This is a genomic window from Nostoc sp. ChiQUE02 (assembly GCF_034531305.2).
Classification (GTDB): Bacteria; Cyanobacteriota; Cyanobacteriia; order Cyanobacteriales; family Nostocaceae; genus Nostoc.
On sequence record NZ_JAVRBN020000013.1, the window covers coordinates 1 to 24,324 of the forward strand.

The 24,324-nt window shown below is 40.6% G+C and carries 20 protein-coding genes; 10 read left to right on the top strand and 10 right to left on the bottom strand.

Translation table 11 applies throughout. The annotated features are described in order from the left end of the window. Nucleotides 1–363: 363 nt before the first annotated feature. Complete coding sequence (argS, locus tag RM347_RS15505; RefSeq protein ID WP_322719453.1) at nucleotides 364–2,127, bottom strand: arginine--tRNA ligase; 1,764 nt, start codon at nucleotides 2,125–2,127, stop codon at nucleotides 364–366. A 741-nt stretch (nucleotides 2,128–2,868) separates the two neighbouring features. Here argS and RM347_RS15510 point away from each other — a divergent pair. Then, on the top strand, nucleotides 2,869–3,702 hold the full coding sequence (locus tag RM347_RS15510; RefSeq protein ID WP_322719452.1) for a DUF4114 domain-containing protein: 834 nt from the start codon (nucleotides 2,869–2,871) through the stop codon (nucleotides 3,700–3,702). Nucleotides 3,703–3,811: 109 nt separating this feature from the next. On the opposite strand, the gene RM347_RS15515 is transcribed toward RM347_RS15510, so the two are convergent. Then, nucleotides 3,812–5,080, bottom strand: coding sequence for a tetratricopeptide repeat protein (locus RM347_RS15515; protein ID WP_322719451.1), 1,269 nt, complete (start codon nucleotides 5,078–5,080; stop codon nucleotides 3,812–3,814). A 232-nt stretch (nucleotides 5,081–5,312) separates the two neighbouring features. Between RM347_RS15515 and RM347_RS15520 the strand changes: the two genes are divergently transcribed. Beyond that, nucleotides 5,313–6,461, top strand: a complete 1,149-nt coding sequence (locus tag RM347_RS15520) for a DUF711 family protein (RefSeq protein ID WP_322719450.1) — start codon at nucleotides 5,313–5,315, stop codon at nucleotides 6,459–6,461. Between the two features lie 2 nt (nucleotides 6,462–6,463). Here RM347_RS15520 and RM347_RS15525 read toward each other — a convergent pair whose 3' ends face one another. Continuing rightward, on the bottom strand, nucleotides 6,464–7,132 hold the full coding sequence (locus RM347_RS15525) for a 2OG-Fe dioxygenase family protein (RefSeq protein WP_322719449.1): 669 nt from the start codon (nucleotides 7,130–7,132) through the stop codon (nucleotides 6,464–6,466). A gap of 239 nt (nucleotides 7,133–7,371) precedes the next feature. On the opposite strand from RM347_RS15525, the gene sfsA reads away from it, so the two are divergent. Then, nucleotides 7,372–8,097: a DNA/RNA nuclease SfsA gene (gene sfsA / locus RM347_RS15530; RefSeq protein ID WP_322719448.1), complete on the top strand. Its 726-nt coding sequence runs from the start codon at nucleotides 7,372–7,374 to the stop codon at nucleotides 8,095–8,097. Between the two features lie 192 nt (nucleotides 8,098–8,289). Here sfsA and RM347_RS15535 read toward each other — a convergent pair whose 3' ends face one another. Together RM347_RS15535 and RM347_RS15540 are read right to left on the bottom strand one after the other, a co-directional pair. Continuing rightward, entirely contained in the window at nucleotides 8,290–8,691 is a 402-nt protein-coding gene (locus RM347_RS15535) for a fasciclin domain-containing protein (protein WP_322719447.1), read from the bottom strand. Nucleotides 8,692–9,310: 619 nt separating this feature from the next. Beyond that, complete coding sequence (locus tag RM347_RS15540) at nucleotides 9,311–9,436, bottom strand: hypothetical protein (protein ID WP_322719446.1); 126 nt, start codon at nucleotides 9,434–9,436, stop codon at nucleotides 9,311–9,313. Here RM347_RS15540 and modA point away from each other — a divergent pair. The 3 genes from modA to RM347_RS15555 all read left to right on the top strand — a co-directional run bounded on the left by modA (nucleotide 9,435) and on the right by RM347_RS15555 (nucleotide 11,903). Further along, on the top strand, nucleotides 9,435–10,289 hold the full coding sequence (modA, locus tag RM347_RS15545; protein ID WP_322719445.1) for a molybdate ABC transporter substrate-binding protein: 855 nt from the start codon (nucleotides 9,435–9,437) through the stop codon (nucleotides 10,287–10,289). The two genes, RM347_RS15540 and modA, sit on opposite strands and share 2 nt — an antisense overlap. Nucleotides 10,290–10,355: 66 nt before the next feature. Continuing rightward, on the top strand, nucleotides 10,356–10,973 hold the full coding sequence (locus RM347_RS15550) for a DUF642 domain-containing protein (RefSeq protein ID WP_322719444.1): 618 nt from the start codon (nucleotides 10,356–10,358) through the stop codon (nucleotides 10,971–10,973). Between the two features lie 258 nt (nucleotides 10,974–11,231). After that, nucleotides 11,232–11,903, top strand: coding sequence for a DUF642 domain-containing protein (locus RM347_RS15555; RefSeq protein ID WP_322719443.1), 672 nt, complete (start codon nucleotides 11,232–11,234; stop codon nucleotides 11,901–11,903). A 144-nt stretch (nucleotides 11,904–12,047) separates the two neighbouring features. Here the strand turns inward: RM347_RS15555 and RM347_RS15560 are convergent, their stop codons facing one another. Both RM347_RS15560 and RM347_RS15565 read right to left on the bottom strand, forming a co-directional pair. Further along, the gene (locus RM347_RS15560; RefSeq protein ID WP_322719442.1) at nucleotides 12,048–14,186 is read right to left on the bottom strand and encodes an FAD/NAD(P)-binding protein; all 2,139 of its coding nucleotides are present in this window, start codon (nucleotides 14,184–14,186) and stop codon (nucleotides 12,048–12,050) included. Nucleotides 14,187–14,915: 729 nt separating this feature from the next. After that, entirely contained in the window at nucleotides 14,916–16,286 is a 1,371-nt protein-coding gene (locus RM347_RS15565) for a cytochrome P450 (protein ID WP_322719441.1), read from the bottom strand. Here RM347_RS15565 and RM347_RS15570 point away from each other — a divergent pair. Both RM347_RS15570 and RM347_RS15575 read left to right on the top strand, forming a co-directional pair. Continuing rightward, nucleotides 16,285–16,545 carry a hypothetical protein gene (locus tag RM347_RS15570; RefSeq protein ID WP_322719440.1) on the top strand — a complete coding sequence of 87 codons (261 nt, stop codon included), beginning with the start codon at nucleotides 16,285–16,287 and terminating at the stop codon, nucleotides 16,543–16,545. The genes RM347_RS15565 and RM347_RS15570 overlap by 2 nt on opposite strands. Before the next feature lie 301 nt (nucleotides 16,546–16,846). Further along, nucleotides 16,847–18,022 (top strand): homospermidine biosynthesis protein, encoded by a 1,176-nt coding sequence (locus RM347_RS15575; RefSeq protein WP_322719439.1) that lies wholly within the window; start codon nucleotides 16,847–16,849, stop codon nucleotides 18,020–18,022. Nucleotides 18,023–18,189: 167 nt separating this feature from the next. On the opposite strand, the gene RM347_RS15580 is transcribed toward RM347_RS15575, so the two are convergent. The 3 genes from RM347_RS15580 to RM347_RS15590 form a co-directional block, all read right to left on the bottom strand. Further along, the gene (locus RM347_RS15580) at nucleotides 18,190–20,547 is read right to left on the bottom strand and encodes an adenylate/guanylate cyclase domain-containing protein (protein WP_322719438.1); all 2,358 of its coding nucleotides are present in this window, start codon (nucleotides 20,545–20,547) and stop codon (nucleotides 18,190–18,192) included. A 681-nt stretch (nucleotides 20,548–21,228) separates the two neighbouring features. Further along, nucleotides 21,229–21,924, bottom strand: a complete 696-nt coding sequence (gene fabG / locus RM347_RS15585) for a 3-oxoacyl-ACP reductase FabG (protein ID WP_322719437.1) — start codon at nucleotides 21,922–21,924, stop codon at nucleotides 21,229–21,231. Next, entirely contained in the window at nucleotides 21,924–22,112 is a 189-nt protein-coding gene (locus tag RM347_RS15590) for a hypothetical protein (RefSeq protein WP_322719436.1), read from the bottom strand. Before RM347_RS15590 ends, fabG begins: the two co-directional genes overlap by 1 nt. Nucleotides 22,113–22,662: 550 nt before the next feature. On the opposite strand from RM347_RS15590, the gene RM347_RS15595 reads away from it, so the two are divergent. Both RM347_RS15595 and RM347_RS15600 read left to right on the top strand, forming a co-directional pair. Beyond that, nucleotides 22,663–23,100, top strand: a complete 438-nt coding sequence (locus tag RM347_RS15595) for a DoxX family protein (protein ID WP_322719435.1) — start codon at nucleotides 22,663–22,665, stop codon at nucleotides 23,098–23,100. A gap of 22 nt (nucleotides 23,101–23,122) precedes the next feature. Continuing rightward, nucleotides 23,123–23,710 (top strand): DUF2808 domain-containing protein, encoded by a 588-nt coding sequence (locus RM347_RS15600; protein WP_322719434.1) that lies wholly within the window; start codon nucleotides 23,123–23,125, stop codon nucleotides 23,708–23,710. The last annotated feature ends 614 nt before the right edge of the window (nucleotides 23,711–24,324 follow it).

Here is a 24,324-nt window from a genome sequence, read left to right on the forward strand (position 1 = left end):
GTAAATACAAGCATTTAGGCAAAGCTGGTACTCAAGAACATCTTGATGCAGTTATGTCTGCTTTTAGACGCTCTGTTTGGGATGAGATACAGAGAATAATTCATGCACTTGATGATTGTCTACTAGATATTAGTTCTGGATCTGAGCAAGAAGAGGAGGAGCCACAAGATTGAATTCCCACATTATTCGCGCGTTTCCATCGCGAATAATGTTTCTTCGCTTATTTTTGCAAAATTGGGATGCTCCCGCAACGTGCAGCGTCTCGCAGAGAAAGATACAAAGAAAAAATCACCTTTAACTTAACTCTTCCTCTGCATACCTACCCTGCGGAAAGGCGAAGCACCTATGCATTAAAAAAATATATTACATCCTCTCTAATACCTGAATTCCCAACAAAGATAATCCTAACTTCAAAGTTCTAGCAGTCAAATCACATAAAATCAGGCGGGATGTCCGCTGTGGTTCCTCCGCCTCCAACACCTGAACTCCCTGATTGCGGTCATAAAACTGATTAAACTTTTTACTCAGTTCATACAAATACTCACATAAACGGTTGGGCAGCAAGTCTTGCTCTACACTACTAATAACTTCATCCAGTTGAAGTAAATATTTTGCCAGTGCTAATTCTGTTTCATGCTCCAACAGGACGGCATTGTTTCCCAACTCCTTAAAGTTAATATCACCCTTGCGGCTAATCCCCTGAATCCGGGCATAAGCATACAGCATATAGGGCGCAGTATTACCTTTGAAATCCAGCATTTTGTCGTAGCTGAAGATATAGTTACTGGTGCGGTTTTGGCTTAAGTCCGCATATTTAACTGCACTGATCCCAACTACCCTAGCAACTTCATTAATGAATTCTTCAGTTTCTTGGCGTTCTTCTTCTTGTAATCTAGTTTTTAGGTCAGCATGGGCACGAGCGATCGCTTCATCTAATAAATCCCGCAACCGCACAGTATCCCCAGAACGAGTTTTGAATTTTTTACCATCTTCTCCTAACACCAACCCAAAGGGCACATGAACTAATTCCACATCATCGGGAATCCATCCAGCTTTGCGTGCTACCTGGAAGAATTGAGCAAAGTGGTTTCCTTGTCCAGCATCTGTTACATAAATTATGCGCTTTGCTTGATCCTGCTGAATCCGGTAGCGGAGAGATGCTAAATCTGTTGTGGCATAGTTATAACCGCCATCTGATTTCTGCACAATTAAGGGCAAAGGTTCACCTTCTCTATTTGTAAACCCTTCCAGAAAAACGCATTTTGCTCCCTGGTTTTCTACCAATAACCCAGATTTATCTAAATTTTCTACAACGCCAGATAGTAAAGGGTTATAGAAAGATTCCCCGCGTTCAATTACTTGGACATCCAACAAATCATAAATTATTTGAAACTCTTGCCGTGATTGTTCACACAGCAGTTTCCAAGCATGGAGTGTATCTTCTGCACCTGCTTGTAATCTGACGACTTCTTGCCGTGCTGTTTCTTGAAAAGCTGCATCTGTATCAAACCGCAATTTGGCTTTGCGATAAAAAGAGACTAAATCACCAATATCTAAAGCATTAGCGGTAGTAAGGGCGTCTGGGTAAACTTCCCGGAGATAGGCGATTAACATGCCAAACTGCGTACCCCAATCACCTACATGATTTAACCGCAAGACATCGTGTCCTTGAAATTCTAAAATCCGGGCGATGGAATCACCAATAATTGTCGAACGCAAGTGTCCGACGTGCATTTCTTTGGCAATATTCGGACTGGAAAAATCCACAATTTCCCGCTTCGGCATTTTCGCGGCTGGAACTCCTAGTCTGGGATCTGCTTGAATTGCATTGAGTTGTGCTTCTAAATATGCCGTTTTCAGTTTTAGATTGATAAATCCTGGCCCAGCGATTTCTGGTGGTTCGCAGATTTCGGATACATCTAGCTTATCAACGATCGCAGATGCGATCGCTCTTGGTTGCTTTCCTAACTTTTTACTCAGAGATAAAGCCACATTCGCCTGATAATCACCAAATTTAGGATTGCTAGCAGGAACCAAAATTGGATCTACTCCAGCGAAGTCAGCACCAAAAACCGCGACTAAAGCCTGTTCTACCTGATCTTTTAGTTTTTCTTGTGTAGGGTTCATATATAAATTTTATCTGGGAGAGGGGGAATGTAGCTCTGGAAAAGCTTGATTATTTTAACCTTAAAATATTTCATCAAGTCCAAGTGAGGGCTGTGACGTTAAAGTACAACCCCTTAGATTGTCTGCCATCTTCAGCAGAAATTCTAGATTCTGGCGATACCTCAGTGAATGTTGACAGACTACTACTAGTTCATCAAGTCAACGAAAGCGTCTTACTTAGTAAGCACTGAAGTGCTTAAGGCAAGGATTAAAATCCTGACTACAAACTTATTTACCCAGGTTTAGTTGACTTGATAGACTACGTTTTTCAACGTAAGCACGGAGATAAATTCTGTATGTATAAGTGCGAATAACCTTTGCCAAGGGTTCAGTTGATACGCATGACAGTGCGTCCCTACTTGTATACCTCATTCAAATGAAAGTTCCTATAGATTAAGCTTTTAGCTTTTTACTACAGAAATTGCACATCTTGTTTTCATAAAAAATATAAATATTTCATGATTTTTATATTATATATCAGTCTAAATACTAAGTAGTAATAACAGTGTATTAACTGATAGGAAATAGTCACTTTTAAGTGAAATCACTTTAAATAAAGAACTATTTGAATATACCAAAAAAAGCTTATTTATCAATTGACTTTGCAGAAGCATAGCTGTTAGAAGTAAGAAGCGACATAACACAGATAGCTGCTCCCAAGAGCATTATCTAAATTCTTTTCCCTACTTAATGACTCTTGATATGAAACCTAATTTATTCACTGCTTTGATTGCCGCTACAGCTACCTTGACCGGATTAGTTTCCAAAGTAGAAACTGCATCTGCTGCTGATTTTAATTGGAATAGTTCCTGGACTCAACCAACGGTATATAATAAGTCCCAAACTGGTTTTAACGACACTCCTTTTCAACAATTTGTCCAAGCTGAAAGCGTTGCTCTCCCAAACAGCGGACAATTTAAATTAGACCCCACTAAATTAAACCTAAAATACGACCACGATGTTTCTGTTTACTTTATCAATGAAGGCGCAGGTTATAGAAACCAGTTAGCCTTCGATGCCACAGGAACTACTAACAAATCTGGACTGCTTTTTAATGATATTTCTTGTGAAGGTACTGGATGTGTTGGCGGCTGGGGTGGTAATGCCCTAAAACTGGGTGATGGGGTAAATATTGGTAATGTTACCGCAGGTACTCAACTAGACTTCTGGTTGAGAGCTGATGGTTTAAACCGTGGTAACTCTGCCAATATCTTTGGTACTGACACTGCCTCTAATGCTGATGGACTACAGCACGCAGTTGCTTATGCTTATAACAACTACATCCTCTTGGCATTTGAGGATTTATACGGAGGTTTACACGGTTCAGGAATAGATTCCGCAACTGGTAAGTGGAACGAAGGTTCTGACCGTGACTTTAATGATGTTGTTGTCGTTCTTGATATCGGCGAGGCAAATGTTAGAGAGTTAATTGGTGCTACCGTTCCTGAACCATCTGTTACTCTGTCAATGTTTGCAGTGGGAGCAGTTAGTATGTTTGGATTGCGTCGTCGCCGTCAATCTCGCACTTCTAACTAAACTTTGAAACCTTCTTAATATAGGGTGCGTTTAGTCTAATAGTTAGTTAATCGCATTTTCACCCGTATACTTATACGGGTGAATTTACATGTGTAGTGGCATTTATATTTTATCTACCGCGATCGCGTTCTAAATCATCAATTACTTTTTGCAAATACCACTCGTCTGACATCCCAGGATAGTAATCCTGTTTCTGCTGAATCAATCGTTCGGCAATTTCCCAATATCCCCCAACCATTCGCAAAAGTCGCTGACGTAGCAGATGATATTTTTGCTTTTTTGACTCTGGACTAAATTTCTGGATTTTTTCTAGGCTACTTAAGACTTGTTGATAATTTTCCCAGTCTTCTTGTTCACAAAAGATCCTCGCCGCCCGTTGATAATTCTCCACGGCGTTTTGGATTTCTTCTATATAAGTATAGGCAATGCCGCGATTGTAGTAAGCTTGAGCATCATCAGGATTGATTTGCAGCGCTTGGGTGTAATCTTGAATTGCATCGAGATAATTGCCCGTTGCCCGATAAGCATTACCTCTGGCAATATAAACTAAGGCATCTTCGGGTTGTATCTGGATTGCTTGGTTAAAGTCGGCGATCGCTCCTTGATGATCTCCCAATACAAAACGTGCTTTACCTCGGTTGCGATAGACAATGGCATCTTGAAAATTTAGTCGCAATGCTTGATTAAAATCTGCGATCGCTTCTCGATAATTCCCCATTTTATAACGCACAACCCCACGACAGCAGTAAGCTTGGGCATCTTGGGGATCGGCTTTTAATACCCAGTTTAAATCGGCGAGTGCCTCTTGAGTATCTCCTTTTTCAGCCTTGTCTAATAATTGCGCGAAATAATCATTGGTGGATAAAATTGGCGCATTGGTGGAACGCGATTCCTGAACAGCAGGTAATTCTTTGGGTTGTAGCTGTTTAATTCGTTCCAGACAAAGGCGACAATTCTCTTTGTCCTGTTGTTCTAGATATAATTGTGCAGCCTTTTTAAAGTTAGCGATCGCATCTTGAATATAGCCCTGTTTGCGCCGCACCATCCCCCGCAAATTATAAGCAGCAGCATAATTGAGATTGAGACGAATAGCGCGTTCAACATCCTCCAACGCCCCCGGCAGATTTTTCAGCGCTACCCTTGCTAATCCACGACAATAATATGCTTCTACACTCTCAGGATTCAGCTTTAGGGCCTCGGTATAATCTGAAACAGCCTTAAGGATTGCTCCTGAGTCATAATATGCCAAACCCCGTTGCAAATAAGCTTCGGTAAAGTAAGGTGTCAGTTGTAAAGCATGGTTAAATTCCTCAATTGCTCCAGCGTAGTCTTTTCGCCTAGCCTTTTCCAATCCTCTATTGTAGAATTCGTCATTCATGGCATTTGTTTGGTTGATTCAGTTAGTTGAATTCCAGCAGGCTTGTTTTGTAGTCTAACCTATGCACTCACCCTTAATATTCTAAGTATCCAGCGTGGCTTTGCTTAATTTCATATTTTCTGTGAAATAAAACTAACACACCACCCTAAGTTGTCATACACCCAATGGAATATTGTACACGTCCAGATTTTGCAGTTAGATTGAGTGCAAATATCATTAATAATCTATACCAATGAAAATTAGAACTATTACAACAGGTATATCACTTCAATCTCTACAAGAGCAGGAAAAAATTAAGCAAGCTGCTGAGTTTAATCAGCAAGCGCAGATTTTATTTGAAAAACAAGGATATGAGGTACAAACAACTAGAATTGCCACTAATACCTGGGAAGAATATCTGCAAGGCTTATCGAAAATTGAAATTATCAATGAAATTCAAATTCTAGAACAACTTTGCCTAAGTCTGAATATCAGCTTTTTCAACATTGGTTATGCTAGCAAGCCTGAGACTATAGATATAGTTCCAGATATAAACAAAAATACATCGATTATTTATTGCTCAAGTAAAATCGGTGACAGGGAAACTGGCATAAATTTTGTGAATGCAAGAGAATCTGCCAAAGCTATTAAACGTATTTCCCAAGAAAGTGAAAATGGCTATGGCAACTTTCGTTTTTGTGCATGGGCAAATTGCCAGCCAGGTATCCCATTTTTCCCTACAGCATACCAAATAGGTAATACATCTTTCGCTATAGGTTTAGAGTTAGGCGACTTGGTAATGCAAGCATTTTCACAGGCTAATAATATTACAACAGCAGAGCAAAACCTCCAATTAATTTTAGAATTAGAATTAAATAAAATTGCAGTTATTGCTGAAAAAATTTCCGATAAATTCACCGTTGTATATACAGGAATTGATACATCTTTAGCTCCATCTTTGGATAAACAAAATAGTATTGCTTTTGCTTATGAAAAATTGATGAGTGGCAAGTTTGGACATTCAGGAACTCTTGCAATTTCTGGGATGCTGACTCGTGTATTGAAAAGCGTATCAGTAAAAACCTGTGGTTACTCTGGACTGATGCTTCCAGTTTGTGAAGATGTCGGATTAGCTACTAGAGCTAATGAGCAAACATATAATATTACAAATTTATTATTATATTCAGCAGTTTGTGGCTGTGGATTGGATACAGTTCCGATTCCAGGTAATATAATTATAGAAAAAATTACAGATTTATTAATTGATATGGCAACTTTAGCCATCAAGTTAAATAAACCACTCTCAGCCCGATTATTTCCAATTCCTAATAAAAAAGCTGGGGAAATGACTACATTCAATTCCCCATATCTCGTAGATTGTAAAATATTTACAGTTGACTAGAGTTATTCTGAAAGCAAGCTTGGAGAAGTCAGCACAAAAACATCCCTACTTCCCTGAGCATCAATCTGCGGTTTGATAGGAGTGGTGAAGTGGAAAAAATCATGATCGTTGACTAATAAAAGTTCTCCCGGATTTAGAACTTTACTAAACACAGGTTTTTCTCTTTTAGCCGTATACAGATGTGTTTCTCCACCTTGAATATTATCTCTATCTACTGAAAAAATGCCAATAAAATCAGTACCATCTTGATGGATACCTTCAGGTGCCGGATTACCTAGATTATCTGTTGAACAAATAGTTCTAATTTGATGAACTCCAATTTCAGCTTCCGGATGAAGTTTACAAGAATCACTAAATGCCAAGACAAGATTTATAAAAATATCAAGTTCTATGAGTGCATCATCTAATTCTGCAAACTCTCTTTTTATGTCACCCAATAATGGATTATAGTCTTTACTTTGGAACAGGTAGCCATGAGGTAATTTAATTAACTTATCTCCAGAAACTATGAACCGAGATAATCTTCTGGAACGATAATTACCTTTGATGTAAGGATCAATAGGCATATTACTAAAAAATGCCTTGAAACCTTCTGGATTAAGTGAATTTACTTTTCTTAGAGTAAACAGAAAAGCGTATTCTAACTCTGTTGATGTCCACACCTTTTGCACAGGATTTACCTCCTTGCACATTGAAATTCTCCCGGATTTTTTATGGGAGGCTTATAACACTTAGTATATGCTACTTTTTATTAATATGTTGTCAATTTGACTACAAAAATTGACACTTTATGATATGTGAGGTAGCCCAATTCTGTTACAGGCCGGAGTAGCTGCTGAAAAAATTTGCTGATGGGGGTTCGGTGGGAAAGGAATCGACGTATATTTACTAGCAGCAACAAGGTTCCATAATGATAGATTGGCTTTACCGTTACCCACCTTTGTATCCAGGTATTCTGCTAAAACGCTATAAGCGGTTTTTTGCTGACGTTCAACTTACTTCTGGCGAAATAGTGACTGCACACTGTCCTAATACAGGGCCAATGACTGGAGTATCGACTCCCCAAAGTGCAGTACAGCTTTCCAAAAGCGATAATCTTAACCGCAAATTGGCTTACACTTTAGAACTAATTCAGGTACATGACAGTGAGCCAACTTGGGTAGGCATAAATACTTTTTTACCCAATCGGGTGGTAAAGCTAGCTTTGGCGAAACACCTTTTCCCAGAATTGGGCGACTATAGCCAAATCAGGGGTGAGGTGGTTTATGGGCTAGATAAAAAAAGTCGAGTGGATTTTTTCTTGACGGGGAGTGATGAGGAACGCCCGATTTATTTAGAAGTGAAAAATACAACTTTGTCTGATGGGAGACTAGCCCTATTTCCTGACACGGAGACTACAAGAGGACAAAAGCACTTGCGAGAACTAATGGCGCTGCTACCTCTAACTCGTGCGGTGATGCTTTACTTTATCAATCGTAGTGATTGTACTGAGTTCTCCCCTGGAGATCGCACAGATCCTGTATATGGTAAATTATTACGAGATGCGATCGCTCTTGGTTTAGAAGTCTTACCTTGCCGTTTTGACATTTCCCCCGAAGGTATCCGTTATTTGGGTTTGGCAAAACTAAAAATTTGATTACACCTAATTAAGAGAGACTAGCAATTGCAATGTCTCTACACGCATTAAACAATAAATCCATCTAGACATTATCTAGATGGATTTGTTGGTAGTTGGTATTTAATAAAAAACATCCAACCAGATTGTAATGAAGAAACGACTATAGGTAGTCGCCGCTCCACAAATAGCATTCGCTATTTGGAGGTTTGCTTATGCAGGAATCAAAACTGTGTCAATGACGTGGATGACACCGTTATCAGCAGCAACATCTGCTGCTGCAACTGTTGCATCATTGATTTTAACGCCATTAGAAGCGTCAATTTTTACATCTGAACCTTCAACTGTTTTAGCTGTCTTCAGTTTAGCTACATCAGCAGCCAGTACCTTTCCTGAGACTACATGATAGGTCAAGATTTTCTTGAGCTTGGGAATATCTTGTAGTAATGCGTCTACTGTCCCTGCTGGAAGCTTGTTAAACGCTTCATCAGTGGGTGCGAAGACGGTGAATGGCCCATCACCTTTCAGTGTATCTACTAGACCAGCCGCTTCGATTGCTGCAACTAGTGTCTTGAAAGAACCATTATTAGTGGCAGTGTCAATTATGTTGGCCATGTGCTTTACCTAGTTCTGTGTAACTTGTTACAAATCTAAACTATTTGTTTAATAAAATCTATCTATCGTTAGACGTAGGTTAAATCAAATATTTTATTGATAACATAAAAGTTTATATAAATTTTTCTACCAATAGAGAATTATATGTAATCTGGGCGGATGAGTTACAAGCACCTTCTGGAACCGTAGTTTACCGTCGCAGGCATCGCTCATTTTTCTATACAGTGGTAACAGCGATCGCTGTTCACGAGTATCAACACAGCGCTTGTTTTACCAAAAAAGTTAGTTAAATAGATAGTCAAATATATTTTGTTGGTATAAACAGGATTTTAGATATTTCGGATGATTTTCTAGTACAACCGTTATTATACGCGCAATATAGGGTTTTTTTAGGATTTAGATGCCCTTGCTCTAGTTTTTTGTCAAGGTTTAGTAACCAAAAATGTTGGTAATAAGTGTATTTAACTGATATTATTTCATTACTAAATACATTTCACTCCCTGTTTGTGTAATTCTACTTGGAAATAAAAAACGGCTCATAATACTAATGCTTTTAGCAATTGTGATTGACCGTTTATTTCCAGAATTTTTTATGCGTAAGTTTTACGCGTAAACCCTCTCAAACTCTCATTTCCTCCATGTCATCTGCCATTTCTGTGGTTGGTTTTTCTGTTGCCTGTGCGTAAGTCAGGTATGTCACCAATGAGACTTTTAGGTAATATTTTCCCCAAACTATAACTTTCATGAACAGAAGAAGACTTATCGCTTGGATTGCTACAGCAGTTACCAGCATGATGCTGGTAATAGGCTCCCAATTTATCAATTTATCGCCAGCAAATTCCACAACCACACTTAGAGTGTTTGCGGCTTCCAGCTTAACAAATGCGCTTAATGACATTAAGACTCAGTACCAAAGTGCTAACCCAAGCGTCAGCATTGTTTATACCTTTGGTGCTTCTGGTACCTTACTTAGCCAAATACAAGGAGGAGCAGTAGCAGATATTTTCATTTCTGCTGCCACCGAACAAATGGATGCCTTGCAGTTTGCAACTCCAAGTAAATTGGTTTCAGGTAGCCGTAAAAACATTGTCAAAAACCGTCTAGTTTTGATCGCCCCTACAACACCTCCTGTTAGTGCTGGTAGTGCTGCTTTGACTAGCTTCAATGGTTTGACTAACGCCAACATTACTGGTATTGCCATAGGTGATTACACAGGTACTCCGCCAGTTGTACCAGCAGGAAATTATGCCAAACAAGTTCTTACTAGCCGAGGTATTTTCACTACTGTTAGTCCTAAAACGTACCTTGCTAGCAATGTGCGTAATGTCTTAACTGCTGTTGAAAATAAAACTCTTGTAGTTGGAGGCGTAAATAAAACTATTGATGCAGGTGCTGTTTACAAAACTGATGCTGCAATTTCTACCAAGGTAAGAGTCGTAGAAACTGCCTTAACAACAGAGAGCGATCCGATTGTCTATCCACTGGGTATACTTGCCAACACTACAGTTTTAACCACGGCACAGAGTTTTTCTACCTACTTAAGTGGGACTACTGCCCAGAATATCTTCAAAAATACTTACGGGTTTATCTTGCCTTAATCACCACAAAGTAAATCAATCAAGTACTCGTTGTCATGAATTTTGAACTATTTGGAGTTACGTCTCGTGAAGTCCACTAAAAAACTCTCAATTATTTTTTGTAGTTTGACCACTGCTCTCCTTCATACTGCTGTAATTACCAATACCTATAAATCAGCAGCACAAGCAGAAGGACCAGAACTGATTACCAACGGGGGATTTGAAAACGACGCACTCGTAGATTCTAATAATCCCAACGCTACAAATCCTAATGTTACAGGATGGATTAAAACTGGCGATCCGATAGATACATCAGGTACTAGGATTGACAATTTTTCTAACACTGGTAACCAAGGTTTATCGCTTGGTGGATTTTCAGCCTTGAGCTACATATCACAGACTATCCCTACAGTTGTTAATCAATACTACCGACTTACTTTCTATTTCGCATCCACAGAGGAAGCACCTGACCTGGATAATAAATTTAAGGCTTTTATACGTGGAAATAGGGTTTGTTGGAAAAAGAATACTTCTTACCAACCCTACACACTATACACGTTTTATTTTAAAGCCAAAGAAACATCCACCGAGATCAAGTTTGGTTCCAGAGCCAAGTATGCATTTTTATATTTGGATGATGTGAGTGTCAAATCTATAGAACAACAAGGGGAAAACTCTGTGTGTGACGATCCTGAAAATGAATAAACCACAGATCGCAAGCTAACCCTCATTCTCTTCAAATAACAAGTGATATCTGGCTCTATAGTGTTGAGAATGCCACTTAAATTCATCTGATTAAAAAACTCGATCATCGGTTTATGGAGAAATTATCTATGGTGAATAGCTAACTCTTATAAACCTGGATAAAGTGTTTATTTTTTTTGACACCAATTAGAGCCAGCATAAATGTAAATATCAACTGTTTGAATTGTCGTAATTTGGAATTTTTTGGAGTCAATTTTCATGAAGTTAACTAAAAATCTCTCAACTTTTGTTTTTAGTGTTACTACTGCGTTAGTTAGCACTGCTGTGATTACCAATACTTATAATGCAGCAGCACAAGCAGTAGAACTTGTTAACAACGGAAGCTTTGAAATCGACCCTCTCGTAGATCCTAATAATCCCAACACTACAAATCCCAATATTACAGGATGGAATAAGTCTGGCGATCTGATTGATACATCAGCAATTAAAATTAGCAATTTTCCTCAAAGTGGTAATCAAGGTTTATCGATTGGTTCGTTTGTAAATCCTGCTTATATATCCCAGAATTTGGCTACAACTATCGGTAGTAACTATAATCTCAGTTTCTTTTTAGGAACAGACGAAGATAGCAGTCAAGTTGACAACATATTTCAGGCATTTGTCGATGGAAATAAAGTTTTTGATCAAATAAATACTATAAATGTTGCTGGATCTCCTTTCACACAATATGACTTGAGTTTTTTGGCGACAAAATCATCTACAGAGTTAAAGTTGGGTGGTAGAGCTAGCTATGGTTTTTTATACTTGGATAATGTGAGTGTAGAACCTTTGCCTGTACCTGAGCCATCGACTATTGGAGGAATAGCAGTTACTGCTGGGTTGTTGGGAATATGGATGAAGAAAATGAAGGCAATTAGCTTGAAAGAATAGGGGTTTTTTCTTACTCTTGGAAAATAACGAGCGTAGACTTGCAACAGCTTGTCGTTAGACATTGCCATACAATTTCAATGGAAAAGGTGTCAAGGCGTAGTCCGTCGTAGGCGTCGCCTGACCCTTTCCATAGCTCAATAAAGTTCAAATTTGATAGTCCCATGCAACTAAAACTCTGCCACAATGGTGATTTGCCGGTAAAGCTTCCAGCATCTTTTTTGGTTGGGGTAAGTTGAGGTTCTTCATTAGTTCGATGAACTGATTGCGGCTACGTCCAGCAAACCGGGGATTCCAGTGCTTTTCTTCGCCAATGGTAGATACTGTCTGTCCTTGGTAGTCGTGACCAGGATATACCAAGGTGTCATCAGGTAATGTAAATAGCTTCTGAGTGACGGCATCATACAGCGATCCAGCGTCACCGTTTTGGAAGTCGGTACGACCGCAACCCCGGATGAATAGGGCATCTCCAGTTAATAGGTGAGTGTCGTTGACTAAGTATGCCATGTGGCTGTCAGTGTGACCAGGGGTAGCGATCGCCCGAATCTGCACGTTCCCCAATTCCAAGATATTTCCATCGCCAATATGGCGGTCTGCATAAGTAGTCCCTGCATTCTCAGGCACAATCCCCAAACAACCCGTTAGTGACCTCAGTCTGTCTGTGCCAGTGATGTGGTCAGCATGGATGTGAGTTTCCAGACAGTAGCGCAGGGTCAGCCCTAATTGTCGCAATATCTGAAGATCGCGTTCGACTTGCTCCAATACAGGATCGACTAGGATAGCTATTTTACTTTCTGGGTCAGCAATTAAATAAGTATAAGTGCTGGATTCTTTATCGAATAGTTGACGAAATAACATCGCAGGTTTCCTCAACACGAAAGTAGTGACATCAGGTTTGGGATTGAGAGATTGCAGTAACTCTTGCGCCAAATTTGCTGCCTGAACCCGAATTTCAGGAACAGCAGTGGTTTCCCAAAGATTGCCTTTGCGCGGTGTCCCCAAGGTATACAGCATTTGAGATGTCTTTCCATCTGCATCGATCAGCGCACCGTTTGGGGCTGTATCGATTCCCATTGACAATGTGTTGGGACGGATCAACCGTTGTTCTTGTAAGCTAGCGACTAATGGGTGCTGCAATCTGCGGTAATCACAATTTGCACCAGTGCAATTTACAATTCGCTTGACTTGCAAAACGATATCCTTGTGCGTCCCCCGTTCGCAAATCCTCACATTCACCCCATTTTCTAACTCCTGACAGCTTTGAATCCGACCTGCGTAATGGATCAGTTGACCAGATTCCATTGCAGCATCCAGTATTTCGGCAATTCCTTCAGCAATCCGATGACGGTGAACTTCCCAGTAAGCTTTGACATGGCGCAGAAATCGCTTCTGTTCCGGCAATGGCATTGCTTGCCAAAGTTGGGGAATAATTGGACGGATGGCATCGATTACCGCTCGCCAATCATGTCCTTGAGTAAAGGCGTCGCGCAGTTCTTGACGTACTACATGCAGCAGTCCTCGCGCCGTTTTTGGTGCAGTTTCTACATCTATAAAAGCTGGATAAGGGTTCGTTGATTTGTGGCTACAGGGCATTAATCCGTGCCGCGAGACGGTATGAATTTGTCCCTGAAACCCTTGTTGGTGCAAGGCAACAACCGCATCTGCCATTGTTAACCCAGTACCCACCAGTAGAATGGCATCCTTTGGATTTAGGTTGGTAATTGCATCCGCAGACCAAGCATCTTTAACATAGCGGTTGTCTAAAACGGCGAGAGGTGCAGGCAGAATTGCCGGGAAATTGCCTAATGCTAACACCGCCTTTTGCACATGCAAACACTGACCACTGCTCAGGTACACTATTGTATTGTGGGGTTTTGTTTCGATCGCGATCGCTTCATCCACAATTCGCTCTAGCTGCACATTAACTGCTGCATTTACCTGTGCTGCTTTTAAAGTCGCCTGCACATAGTCCCCATAAACCCGACGCGGAACAAAACTAGATGCAGTTACCTGTTCATGTCCGTTGCTGTGCAGCCAGTTGAGAAAGTGATTTGGTTCATCGCCATAAGCGCTCATCTTACCCGCCGGCACATTCAGCAAGTGACAGTCCACTGGTGTCCCATAAGCAACTCCTCTACCTATTTCAAAATTGCGTTCAATCAACTTGATCGACAGGGGCATGGTTGCGTTGCGTAAAAGATTCGCTGCAACCAGAGAACCGCTAAAGCCACCACCAACGATCGCGATCGCAACTGGAGAGACGGTTAGGTTAAGAATCTTGTTCATAAGACGTGTGAGTTGCGCTTGCTGCTTTATACTCACTAACTTACGCCCGACAAACTAAAATTTACGCATGTTTGAAGCTGTGAGTTGCATGAATTGCTCCAAAAAACCACATAGGCACATGAATAAGTGGGAATTGCATTTGAGTGTCTAATTCCCTGAATCGAGAGAGTGGGGATCATCAGATTACACAAAGTAAAATCTAGACTCTACAAGGCTTTGGAACTATTTATTTAAAATTGATGTGCCTTTTGCATCCAAATCCGATGTAAATAGCGTGGTTTTTGGTTAACTTGAAAAATACCCCTTCAAAAGCGAGAATTTTACCTCGACAATTGTCAATATTTACTGACACTAAGTTGTTATGCATTAACAAGGCGGCCGTCGCATTAACAATGCAGGTCGATGCATTAACATTGCAGGTCGATGCATTAACAGTACAGGTCGATACATTAATAAGGCGGCCGTCGCATTAACATTGCAGGTCGATGCATTAACATTGCAGGTCGATGCATTAACATTGCAGGCAAGATACAAGATATTTGTGTAACACCATAGGCAAGCTCTTAGGGGAGACAAAGCGTAACTGCATAACTAATATCATGTCCGTCTAATTGCTTATCAAAAAAAACCGCGTTGCAGAGAAAGTGGGATGATTTAACAACTTCCAAAATTCCTCCCCTGCTTCCCCTGCCTCCTTTATGTCCCCGCGTCAGTTTTAATGATATGTCTTCAACCAGACATGAGAACCCCCTCTGGCGCTAAATTTTGCTTTAGGGTTACTTTAACCCCATATAGTGGGCGTAACGTAATTGAAGCTTGGGGAACAATTGGGTGATCTGGCACAAGAGTTAATTCAAACTTTTGGGCAATAGTTGCTAGCAACAAAACTGCCTCCATGACTGCAAAACTCTTACCAATACAGACACGAGGCCCATCGCCAAAGGGAAAGTATACTCCTCTAGGCAGATTTTTCTCTAAATCATTAGCCCAACGTTCTGGTCTAAATACCTCTGGATCTTCAAAGTAGCGAGGATTGCGGTGCATTACCCACTGACTCATCAGGATTATGCAACCTTCTGGCAGTTCATAACCACCAATTTCACAGTCTTTAGTAGCTTTACGCGCCATGCTGTACACAGGAGGAGTTACTCGCATCGCCTCCTTGATAACCATATCGGTGTATCGCAAGTTGGGTATATCTGCAATCGTTGGGGAGCGCTCGCCCAAGACAGCTTGTAACTCTGCTAATAATTTAGTACGTACTTCAGGATATTGAGATAAAAGCACCCATGCCGCCGTCAAAGTATTGGATGTAGTTTCATGCCCTGCTAACATTAATGTTGCGATTTCGTCGCGCAATTGGCGATCGCTCATTTGGCTACCATCTTCTTCATCCTTAGCCGCCATTAACATTGAAAGTAGATCGCCCGGATTTTCACCACTAGCACGCCGTTGATCGATCATCTGGTAAATAGTTTTATCCATTTGCTTGATAGCATTTTTGTAGCGAATATTCTCCGGTATAGGAAACCATTCTAAAAAGATAAAATTTTGTTGGCGCTTACTTTCAAACCAATCCATTGTCACATCCATTGCATGAGCCACATCTTGTGCCTCTCCCGCGTTGAGGTCGCGGTTAAATATTGTTTTCATTACAATATTCAAGGTGAGGCGCATCATGTCTTCGTGAACATCACGAGTTTCGCCGTCTTGCCAAGAATCCAGCATTCGTTCAGTGTAGGCAACCATGATATCGCTATATGTGGCAATGCGCTTCTGGTGGAATATAGGTTGGATCAAGCGGCGCTGGTGAAACCAGGAATCTCCTTCGCTAGATAGCAGTCCCTCACCCAATAGGCTTTTGAGGGAGCGTAATCCCCGACTTTTGACGAATAAATTTCTGTCTTTAAGTACTTGCTCAATATACTGAGGATTGTTCAACAAGCAAGTTGGAGTCAACCCCAAACGCATAGGCACAATATCACCATATTCACGGGCACATTTAGTTAAAAACGCCAAAGGATCGCGACCAAAATCAAGCAGACTACCCACAATAGAATTTCCTTCTGGCCCGGGTAATTCAAATACACTTTGAGTCATGGTGATTTCTCCAAATTTTTGGGAACTAGGGCAGAATTTGGTTTTTCTAGCTGGAACTGTTCAGCCCAACTATGTCGATATTACTTTTATGAGTATTGACATTAGTGCTGATACTCAATTCTTGAAAAGTCTGCGATCGCCTAGCTTCTGTCAAAGGGAGGAAGTAGTTACAGAAGTTTTCATTTATTTGAACCACATCTGTCGTAGGGGTACAGTATTGCTTATTGCTGTCAACTTAACATTAAATCGGCGGTTATAAACCACATCTACACAAGCAAAACCCACCTCCGTGGGTTTCAAACCCTTAATTTTTCCTTACGGACTTTGCCTGTGTAGCCAAGCCAGTGCAGTCTTCTTTCTTTGGGAGAAAGGGAGACACATGAACATTGCTGTGCCCCTACTGCGTAAAAATAGCTGTAAAAAAATGGAAACCCTAAAAGCCAGCTTCTTAAGAGAGTTGGGAAATCTATTGTACGTAAGTCCTATTAAAGATGACGAGAGAATTTGCTGAAAGATAGTTAACATTAGATTCGGCGTGTTTACTGTTCGGGAGTGCCAAAATGTCTAAACAGCTGGGTCAAAAAATTGCACCTACACCTATATCGAATGATATCAATGTGGTGGATTTGATTGATCAATACTTCACCGCTTACAACTCAGCGCGGTTGCGGGAAATCTGCCAACTACTGAGTCGCGATGTGCTAACGGAAGGTGTCACGGTGGGAGTTAGCCTTTCCGGTGCAATGACGCCAGCCGGATTTGGGGTTTCAGCGCTTGCACCCTTAATTCGCAACGGCTTTATTGACTGGATGATTAGCACTGGTGCAAATCTTTACCACGATATGCACTACGGATTAGGTTTTGAACTCTTTGCTGGTAATCCATTTTTGGATGATGTGAAACTACGCCAAGAAGGCACTATCCGCATTTATGACATTATCTTTGGTTACGATGTGCTGCTAGAAACTGATGCATTCATCCGCAAGATTCTCCAAGGAGAAGCGTTTCAAAAGCGGATGGGAACGGCTGAGTTTCACCATTTACTAGGTAAATATGTCCGGGAAGTAGAAAAGCAATTGGGTGTGCAGCATTCCTGCTTGCTAGCTACAGCTTATGAATATGGCGTACCGATTTATACGTCTTCTCCAGGAGATAGCTCAATTGGAATGAACGTGGCAGCTTTAGCATTAGAAGGTTCGCAGTTGGTGATAGATCCATCAATTGACGTGAATGAGACAGCAGCGATCGCATATAATGCCCGTGAATCAGGAGGTAAAAGTGCGGCTGTAATTCTCGGTGGTGGTAGTCCTAAGAACTTTTTGCTACAAACTCAACCGCAACTCCACGAAGTCTTGGGATTAGAAGAACGAGGACACGATTACTTTGTGCAGTTTACCGATGCGCGTCCAGATACAGGCGGTTTGTCTGGAGCAACCCCATCGGAAGCTGTCAGTTGGGGTAAGATTGACCCGGAAGAGTTACCTAACACAATTGTTTGTTATACCGATAGCACGATCGCTTTACCACTGGTGACAGCGTATGTTCTTAACAAATGCCAACCTCGTCCCCTAAAGCGTCTGTATGACAGGCGAGAAGCCATTTTGGATAAACTGCAAAAAGACTATTTAGCAGCCAAAACCCAACCATCAGATCAGGTTCCAGCAGCAGTGGCTGAAAGTGCTTCACAGCCAACAGCGACTTATCCCTGTGGGCGGTTGATTCCGAATTCTCACTAGGGAAGAGGCAGGAGGCAGGGGGCAGGGGGACAAGGGGACAAGGGGACAAGGTGACAAGAGGTGAAAACTTGCAATAAGTCTTTCCTCCGAAGTTATGATCGCCTCTATCCGGCGCTGGTGACTTCTCTCCTTGTCCCCGATTCTCCTTGTCCTCTTCCCATTGCCCCTCATCCCTTCTGTCCAATCAACAAATAAGTTGTCATTTTCCCTTTGCCTTTAACTTCGATTTCGCCGCGCTTTTCAAATAAAAATTCATCACACAAGCACTTATAAATATCTTCTGTAACCTGGATTTTACCCGCAATCCCTTGAGATTCCATGCAGCTAGCGATGTTTACCGTGTCTCCCCAGAGATCATAAGTAAACTTGTTCAGATCAATTATTCCCGCGACTACGGAACCGCTATGGATGCCGATACGGATGCTGAAGTTTTGGTTATTCTCAGTATTAAATAGAGCGATCGCAGTTTGCATCTCCAGTGCCATAAAAGCGATCGCTTGAACGTGATCTGGGCGGCGTGTGGGTAAGCCGCCAACTACCATATAAGCATCACTAATAGACTTGATTTTCTCTAAACGATGTTTTTCAGTGAGGCGATCGAAAGCGGAGAAAATTGGGTTGAGTAAGTTTACCAGTTGAATTGCACTCATAGAAGCAGCAATTTCGGTCAAGCCAACGATATCTGCAAATAAAACTGTGATATCAGCAAAGTCTTCTGCAATGCTAGCTGGTTGTTCTTTCAGTTCCTTGGAGATTGTTGCTGCTGGCAAAATATTCAGCAATAAACGTTCGGTTTCTTCCTGCTGATGGCGCAGCGCTTCTTCTGCTGCTAGTCGCTGAGTGACATTGCGAAAAATGCCGCGAGTCGCAACTGGATGACCTTCGACAAATTTACAGTTAATGTTACCTTCTAGAAAAATTGTTTTACCGTCTTTAGTAACGAACGCCGCTTTTACTTGCCCAAGATTTTCTCCTAATAACACACGATAAAACCTTTGCAAACAGTGCTGCTTAAACTCTGGATGTATAATATCGAAAACATTCATATTTGCAATTTCAGCTTCGCTATATCCCAAAGTTTCTCGCCATGCACGATTGACATACAAAAAACGACCAGATGGATCGACGGATTGAATCAGGTCATTAGCATTTTCAAATAAATCTCGATATCGTTCTTCACTTTCTACAAGAGCATCTTCTGCTTGTTTGCGTTTGATAAACTGGGCGATTTGGCTACCAATAGAACCCATCATTTGCAATAGGTCTTTATCTTTTGCTTGTACGTCCCGGCTAAAGAAAACCATCACCCCTAAGATTTCACTATCGTCTAAGATGGGAAAGCCAAAAGCTGCGTGCAATCCAGCCTCAGCAGCAGGTTGCGATCGCCGAGTGTCTCCATCTTCTGTGATATCTTTAAGCCACAAGGGCAAACGTCTGATCCAAATTCGACCAGGTAAGCCAATACCAGGTGTATAGGTAGCTTGCCAGGTGATTGCTTTAAACTCTCGCGCCGAAATTACTCGACTTGACCAAATTTCTACACACCTTAGTACTGCATTGAGACTATCTCCTTGTACCGAAGTGCCAATATATTGACTTGGTGTCCAAAGTTCGCCTAAATCCCATCCCAAGTTTTGACAAATTGACTGCAAAATTTGTGGAATTACCTGCTTTACGCTCTGTGATTCTGATAATATGCGAGTGATAGCATACTGGGCACTTGTACGCTGTTCCCGGCGTTGCCAAGCAGTAATATCCCGACCAATGTAGACAATATCTTCTAGTCCTTCTGTTTTTTTGGCAATCACTGAACAAGAAAAAGCAATCAACAGCTTTTCTCTAGTTTTTGTTCGGCAAACTACCTCTAAATTCTGGGGATTTCGCTTTAAATAAGAATGCTGATAAATAGCTTCTATTAATACTTGATCGTTATCAATAATTAATGATATAGGTTGATTAATTAATTCTTCTTCCCGAAAACCAAATAATTGTTGAGCAGCACGATTAACTTTTTTTATTTTTCCGGAATTACTGGTTACTAACAAAGCATCTGCCATTGAAGTAATTACTTGTTCCATGTAATTTTCGCATGATATTAAAGCACTCGATAGCAGATTTGTTTTATTAGCTTGCTGTGCTAAATTTTGCTTTAAAACAAACCTGTCGGTAACATCTTCAATCAGGACTATTAATTTATTGTCAAATTTATTTTCCTGCTGTTCTCTAATAATATATATATCTATGTATACATGGAATTTCTGCTCTGGACATCGTTTAATTGCTTGTAATTCAAACAGTTCTTGCTCTCCTTGCAGGACAGCTTTCAAGATATCTTCAAGTCCTATCAACTCAGGAAAACTTAATCGGACATCTTTTCCCGGTATTGCCTCCTCAGGACGTTCTGCAAACTGTTGCACTTGCTCTGATGTATCTATGATGCGGAAATTATCATCCAGTTCCAAGCGTTCAAATTTCAGGGGAAAAGAAGGTTTGTTAAAAATCCGATCTAGTACTTGGTCTTTCATTGTGGTATGAGAATAGGCTTTAGACTTATCTTGAAAAGGAAGATTCCGAGGAAAGAGGAGATTTTAAGAGATAGGAAGAGAAAAACTCTAATTTTTATTAGATGACGCTACCAACACACTCAAAAATAATAACTTAGTCATCAGAAGTAACAATTAACAATTCAGCACCACTGATGATTCTTTTAGCTATTTTTTCAAAAATTTGATCAATATACAAGCCTATTTTGAAAAAATTTGTAGAAGTTAGTATTACTCAGTTTTTTTACTGAAATTGATATTAATTGATTAAGTATACTATTTTTTAACATCAACCTAGTATGGTTGGGTGAAAACGACTAGTACGCTGTAGCAGAAGTTTGCCTACCTTTAACCAGTTGCTCAGAGCAACTTGTCTGGTTAATTGAGATGGTAGGTGGATTTACACCGTGCTGTAATAGAAGCAATCTTTGGAGTTGCTCGCTCAGACTTAAGTAAGTGGGGATAAATAAGCTTGCTTAATATTTTTAATATATTTCTTTTGGAGGATTGACAAATTAATATAAAATTGCTTTTGGAGTAGTTTATACTCAATAGTTGTCTTCATATTTAACTTTAATCCTATGTGGTATTCTACAAAATGGCGAATTAAATTAGGATTACTGAATCTAAATTCACCAATAATGCAGGTTTTTAGTATCCCAACTAAATATTGCCGTAGACAGGAATTGCTGCACCTCGGATATCTTTAGCAGCTTCTGAAGCTAAAAAGCAGATTATTTGCGCCAAAGATTCAGGTTTAACCCACTTGTCAGCATTTTCTGCACCCATTGCTTGACGGTTGTTGGGAGTATCAATGACGCTGGGAAGGACGACATTAGCGGTGATATTAGTACCTTTAGTTTCATCAGCGATCGCTTGTGTCAAAGCTACCACACCAGCTTTAGCAGCGGAATATGCAGCAAATTGTCCAGCAGGTTTTACAGCGGCTTTAGAGCCTACTGTCACAATACGTCCATAGCCATGTTCCAACATTTTTTTCAGGCTATACTTGCAAGTCAAGAAAGTAGTATTCAAGTTAATATCTAATTCGTGTTTCCAATTGGAAAAACTATATTCGTGGGTTTTCCCCATCGAAAAGCCACCCACTAAATGAATTAACACATCCACCCGTCCTATGCGGTTGATGAGATTTTCTACCGAAGCTTCCTCCTCCAGATTAGAGGGGACAAAAGAAAGTCTGGCAAAATCAGTGGGTGAAAGAATGCTCTTGAGGCGTTCAACATCTTTGATATTCCGATAAGGAATTGTCACCTCTGCACCTTGGGCGAGAATCATTGGTGTCACACCTAAACCTAGTCCACCAGTACCACCTGTGAGTAAAACTTGCTTGCCTTTCATCAGTTTCGCATACTTGAAAGTTCATTTTTCAAGATAGCGCGTTCGCCTTGGTTGGCGCAGCCATCGCTAGCATCTGGTAAATTTGAAACTCGTCTAGGTTTAAGTCTTGTCCTAGCGTCAGTTAAAACCCAATACGCTTGGGTTAAGATAATTGGTGTAGATAATTGGTCTTTGAAGACGCGATTCATCGCGTCTCTACATCAGGGTTTTGGGCTTATCTGAACTGTATTGAGTTAAAACCTGTGAAATGTCTGAGGTGGGTTTAGTTACTGTAACAGTCAAGGGGGAAAGGGAAAAGGTTAAAGGGGAAAAAACTTTATAATATATCGAGCCTTCCACTCCTTTTCCCTTTAACCGAGCAGTATTGGGATTAGTGAACAAGAGAAATGCAGTGATATTGGCTTAAGTTTCTTGCAATTAAGAGTTTTATGAGATTTAAGACGATTTTTGACTTGAAAATCTCATTTATGAGTTTTGAAGCTAATTTAGAAGTTCAAAACTCGATTTAGAAGTTCAAAACTTGATTTACGAGTTAAAAGGAAGCGCAATACTTTTGCGTGGAAGCTTGGCGAAATTACAGCGAGTGCTGGAGAGTTGATGGCGTTTTAATTATCCAGACTTGTTATAAGCTGTATTTTGGAAAATTTCGTCGATTTTTACTCCTATTGGCTCAAGGCAGATTAATATCCATCAGTCAAACTAAAGTAATAGGGGCAAGTATATAATGAGTCAAAAACTATGAAGAAGTATAAGGAAATCTTACGTGTCATCCTTGCCATATCCATCATTGTGGTTGGAGTGACACATTTTGTTATTCCAACACCCTATGTCAAAATTATGCCACCGCAACTTCCTTATCCTTTAGGATTAGTTTATCTCAGTGGCTTTTATGAAATTTTGGGTGGTATTGGGTTATTAGTCCCGCCTGTAAGTCAAGCTGCTGCTTGGGGACTTATTGCTCTTTTTATTGCGGTTTTCCCAGCCAATATCAACATGGCGGTTAATCATATTCAGCTAGAACATATACCAAACTCACCTTGGGTACACGTAGTTAGACTTCCCTTTCAAGCTGTTTTAATTGCTTGGGCTTGGTGGTACACGAAATCTTCGGTTGGGGAAAAACAAGCTTCTATCATTCCCAAGTCATTCATTCCTAAAGAACTAGAATTGAAATGAGTGCGTTTTTTATATCTGAATCATGCGCGTTGCAACTTTGTTGAGGATAACACTCTCGCTAGCAATAGGCATTGGAGTAGTTGCGGTTCCGGTGACTCAAGCTGTGCAGCTTAGAGATGGCACAGTCTATTTTGTCCAACCACCAAAACTTGTTGACGCGACAACTACTTACAAAGATGCGAATGCTTGGGGCGCAACTTATTATTTCACCATTAATGTGCCGGAGAACGCCGGAGAATCTCTTCAGAGGGTAACGATTACTCAGAAAGAGGGAGCAGAAAACATCCGCTATGACCTTAATGATACCCGTGCATTTGTCGGAACACGCGATGCCTGCGGCGGGCTACGCCTACGCAAAGAAACGCAACTGAAACTAGGCCCTGTAACAAACGAACGTGAGACACGCACCGTTACTGTGAACTTTGACCCGCCTGTGACTCCGGGACAGACAGTTATAATCGCCCTCCGCCCTGTGAAGAATCCGAGCTTTTCTGGTGTCTATTTATTGGGTGTGACAGCATTTCCTGTGGGTGAGAAATCTCATGGTCAGTTTCTTGGCTTTGGACGGTTTCAGTTTTACAACAATAGGAGATTCTGGGGGTTCCCATAGATAGCTTATATCGTATCCGGTTAAAGACTTATCATTAAGACCGCAAGGGGGCAGGGGGAGAAAGAGTTTTCAGGTTTTTGCACAGATGCAGGAATAATAACTAATCAGCCGGACATGATATTACCTATTGTCATATAGGATTGCTATATATGAACAACGCAAGTTTGCGTGGTAACGAAAACTTAGGGATTTCCAACAGATAAATTATTCAATCTTGTGGGGTGGACATCTTGTCCGCCTTTGTCTATGGGCGGGTGAGATGCCCACCCCACAATAGGATGACATCCTATTGTTAGAAATCATGTTTGAGCAAGCGGTTGGGTAGTGGATAAGTTTCATAATATGTGTGGAAAATATTGTAATTATTACAATATTTTCCAAAAGTTGTGTTATAAAAACGGGCGAGAGTCTCAAACAATACGAAAGCCTTTACAATGAAGCTTTTTCGTTAAATACCTCTGAGGATTCATGAAAAATTAGCTGTATATTTCCACGATTGCTGACGTATACTCTAATTTTTCGGTAAATGCGTAATTCCTACACTAATGGAATCAATTGCTACTGTAAGCAATCAACCTTTAGCGTTTAATCATCAGTAATCTTTAAAAAATTGA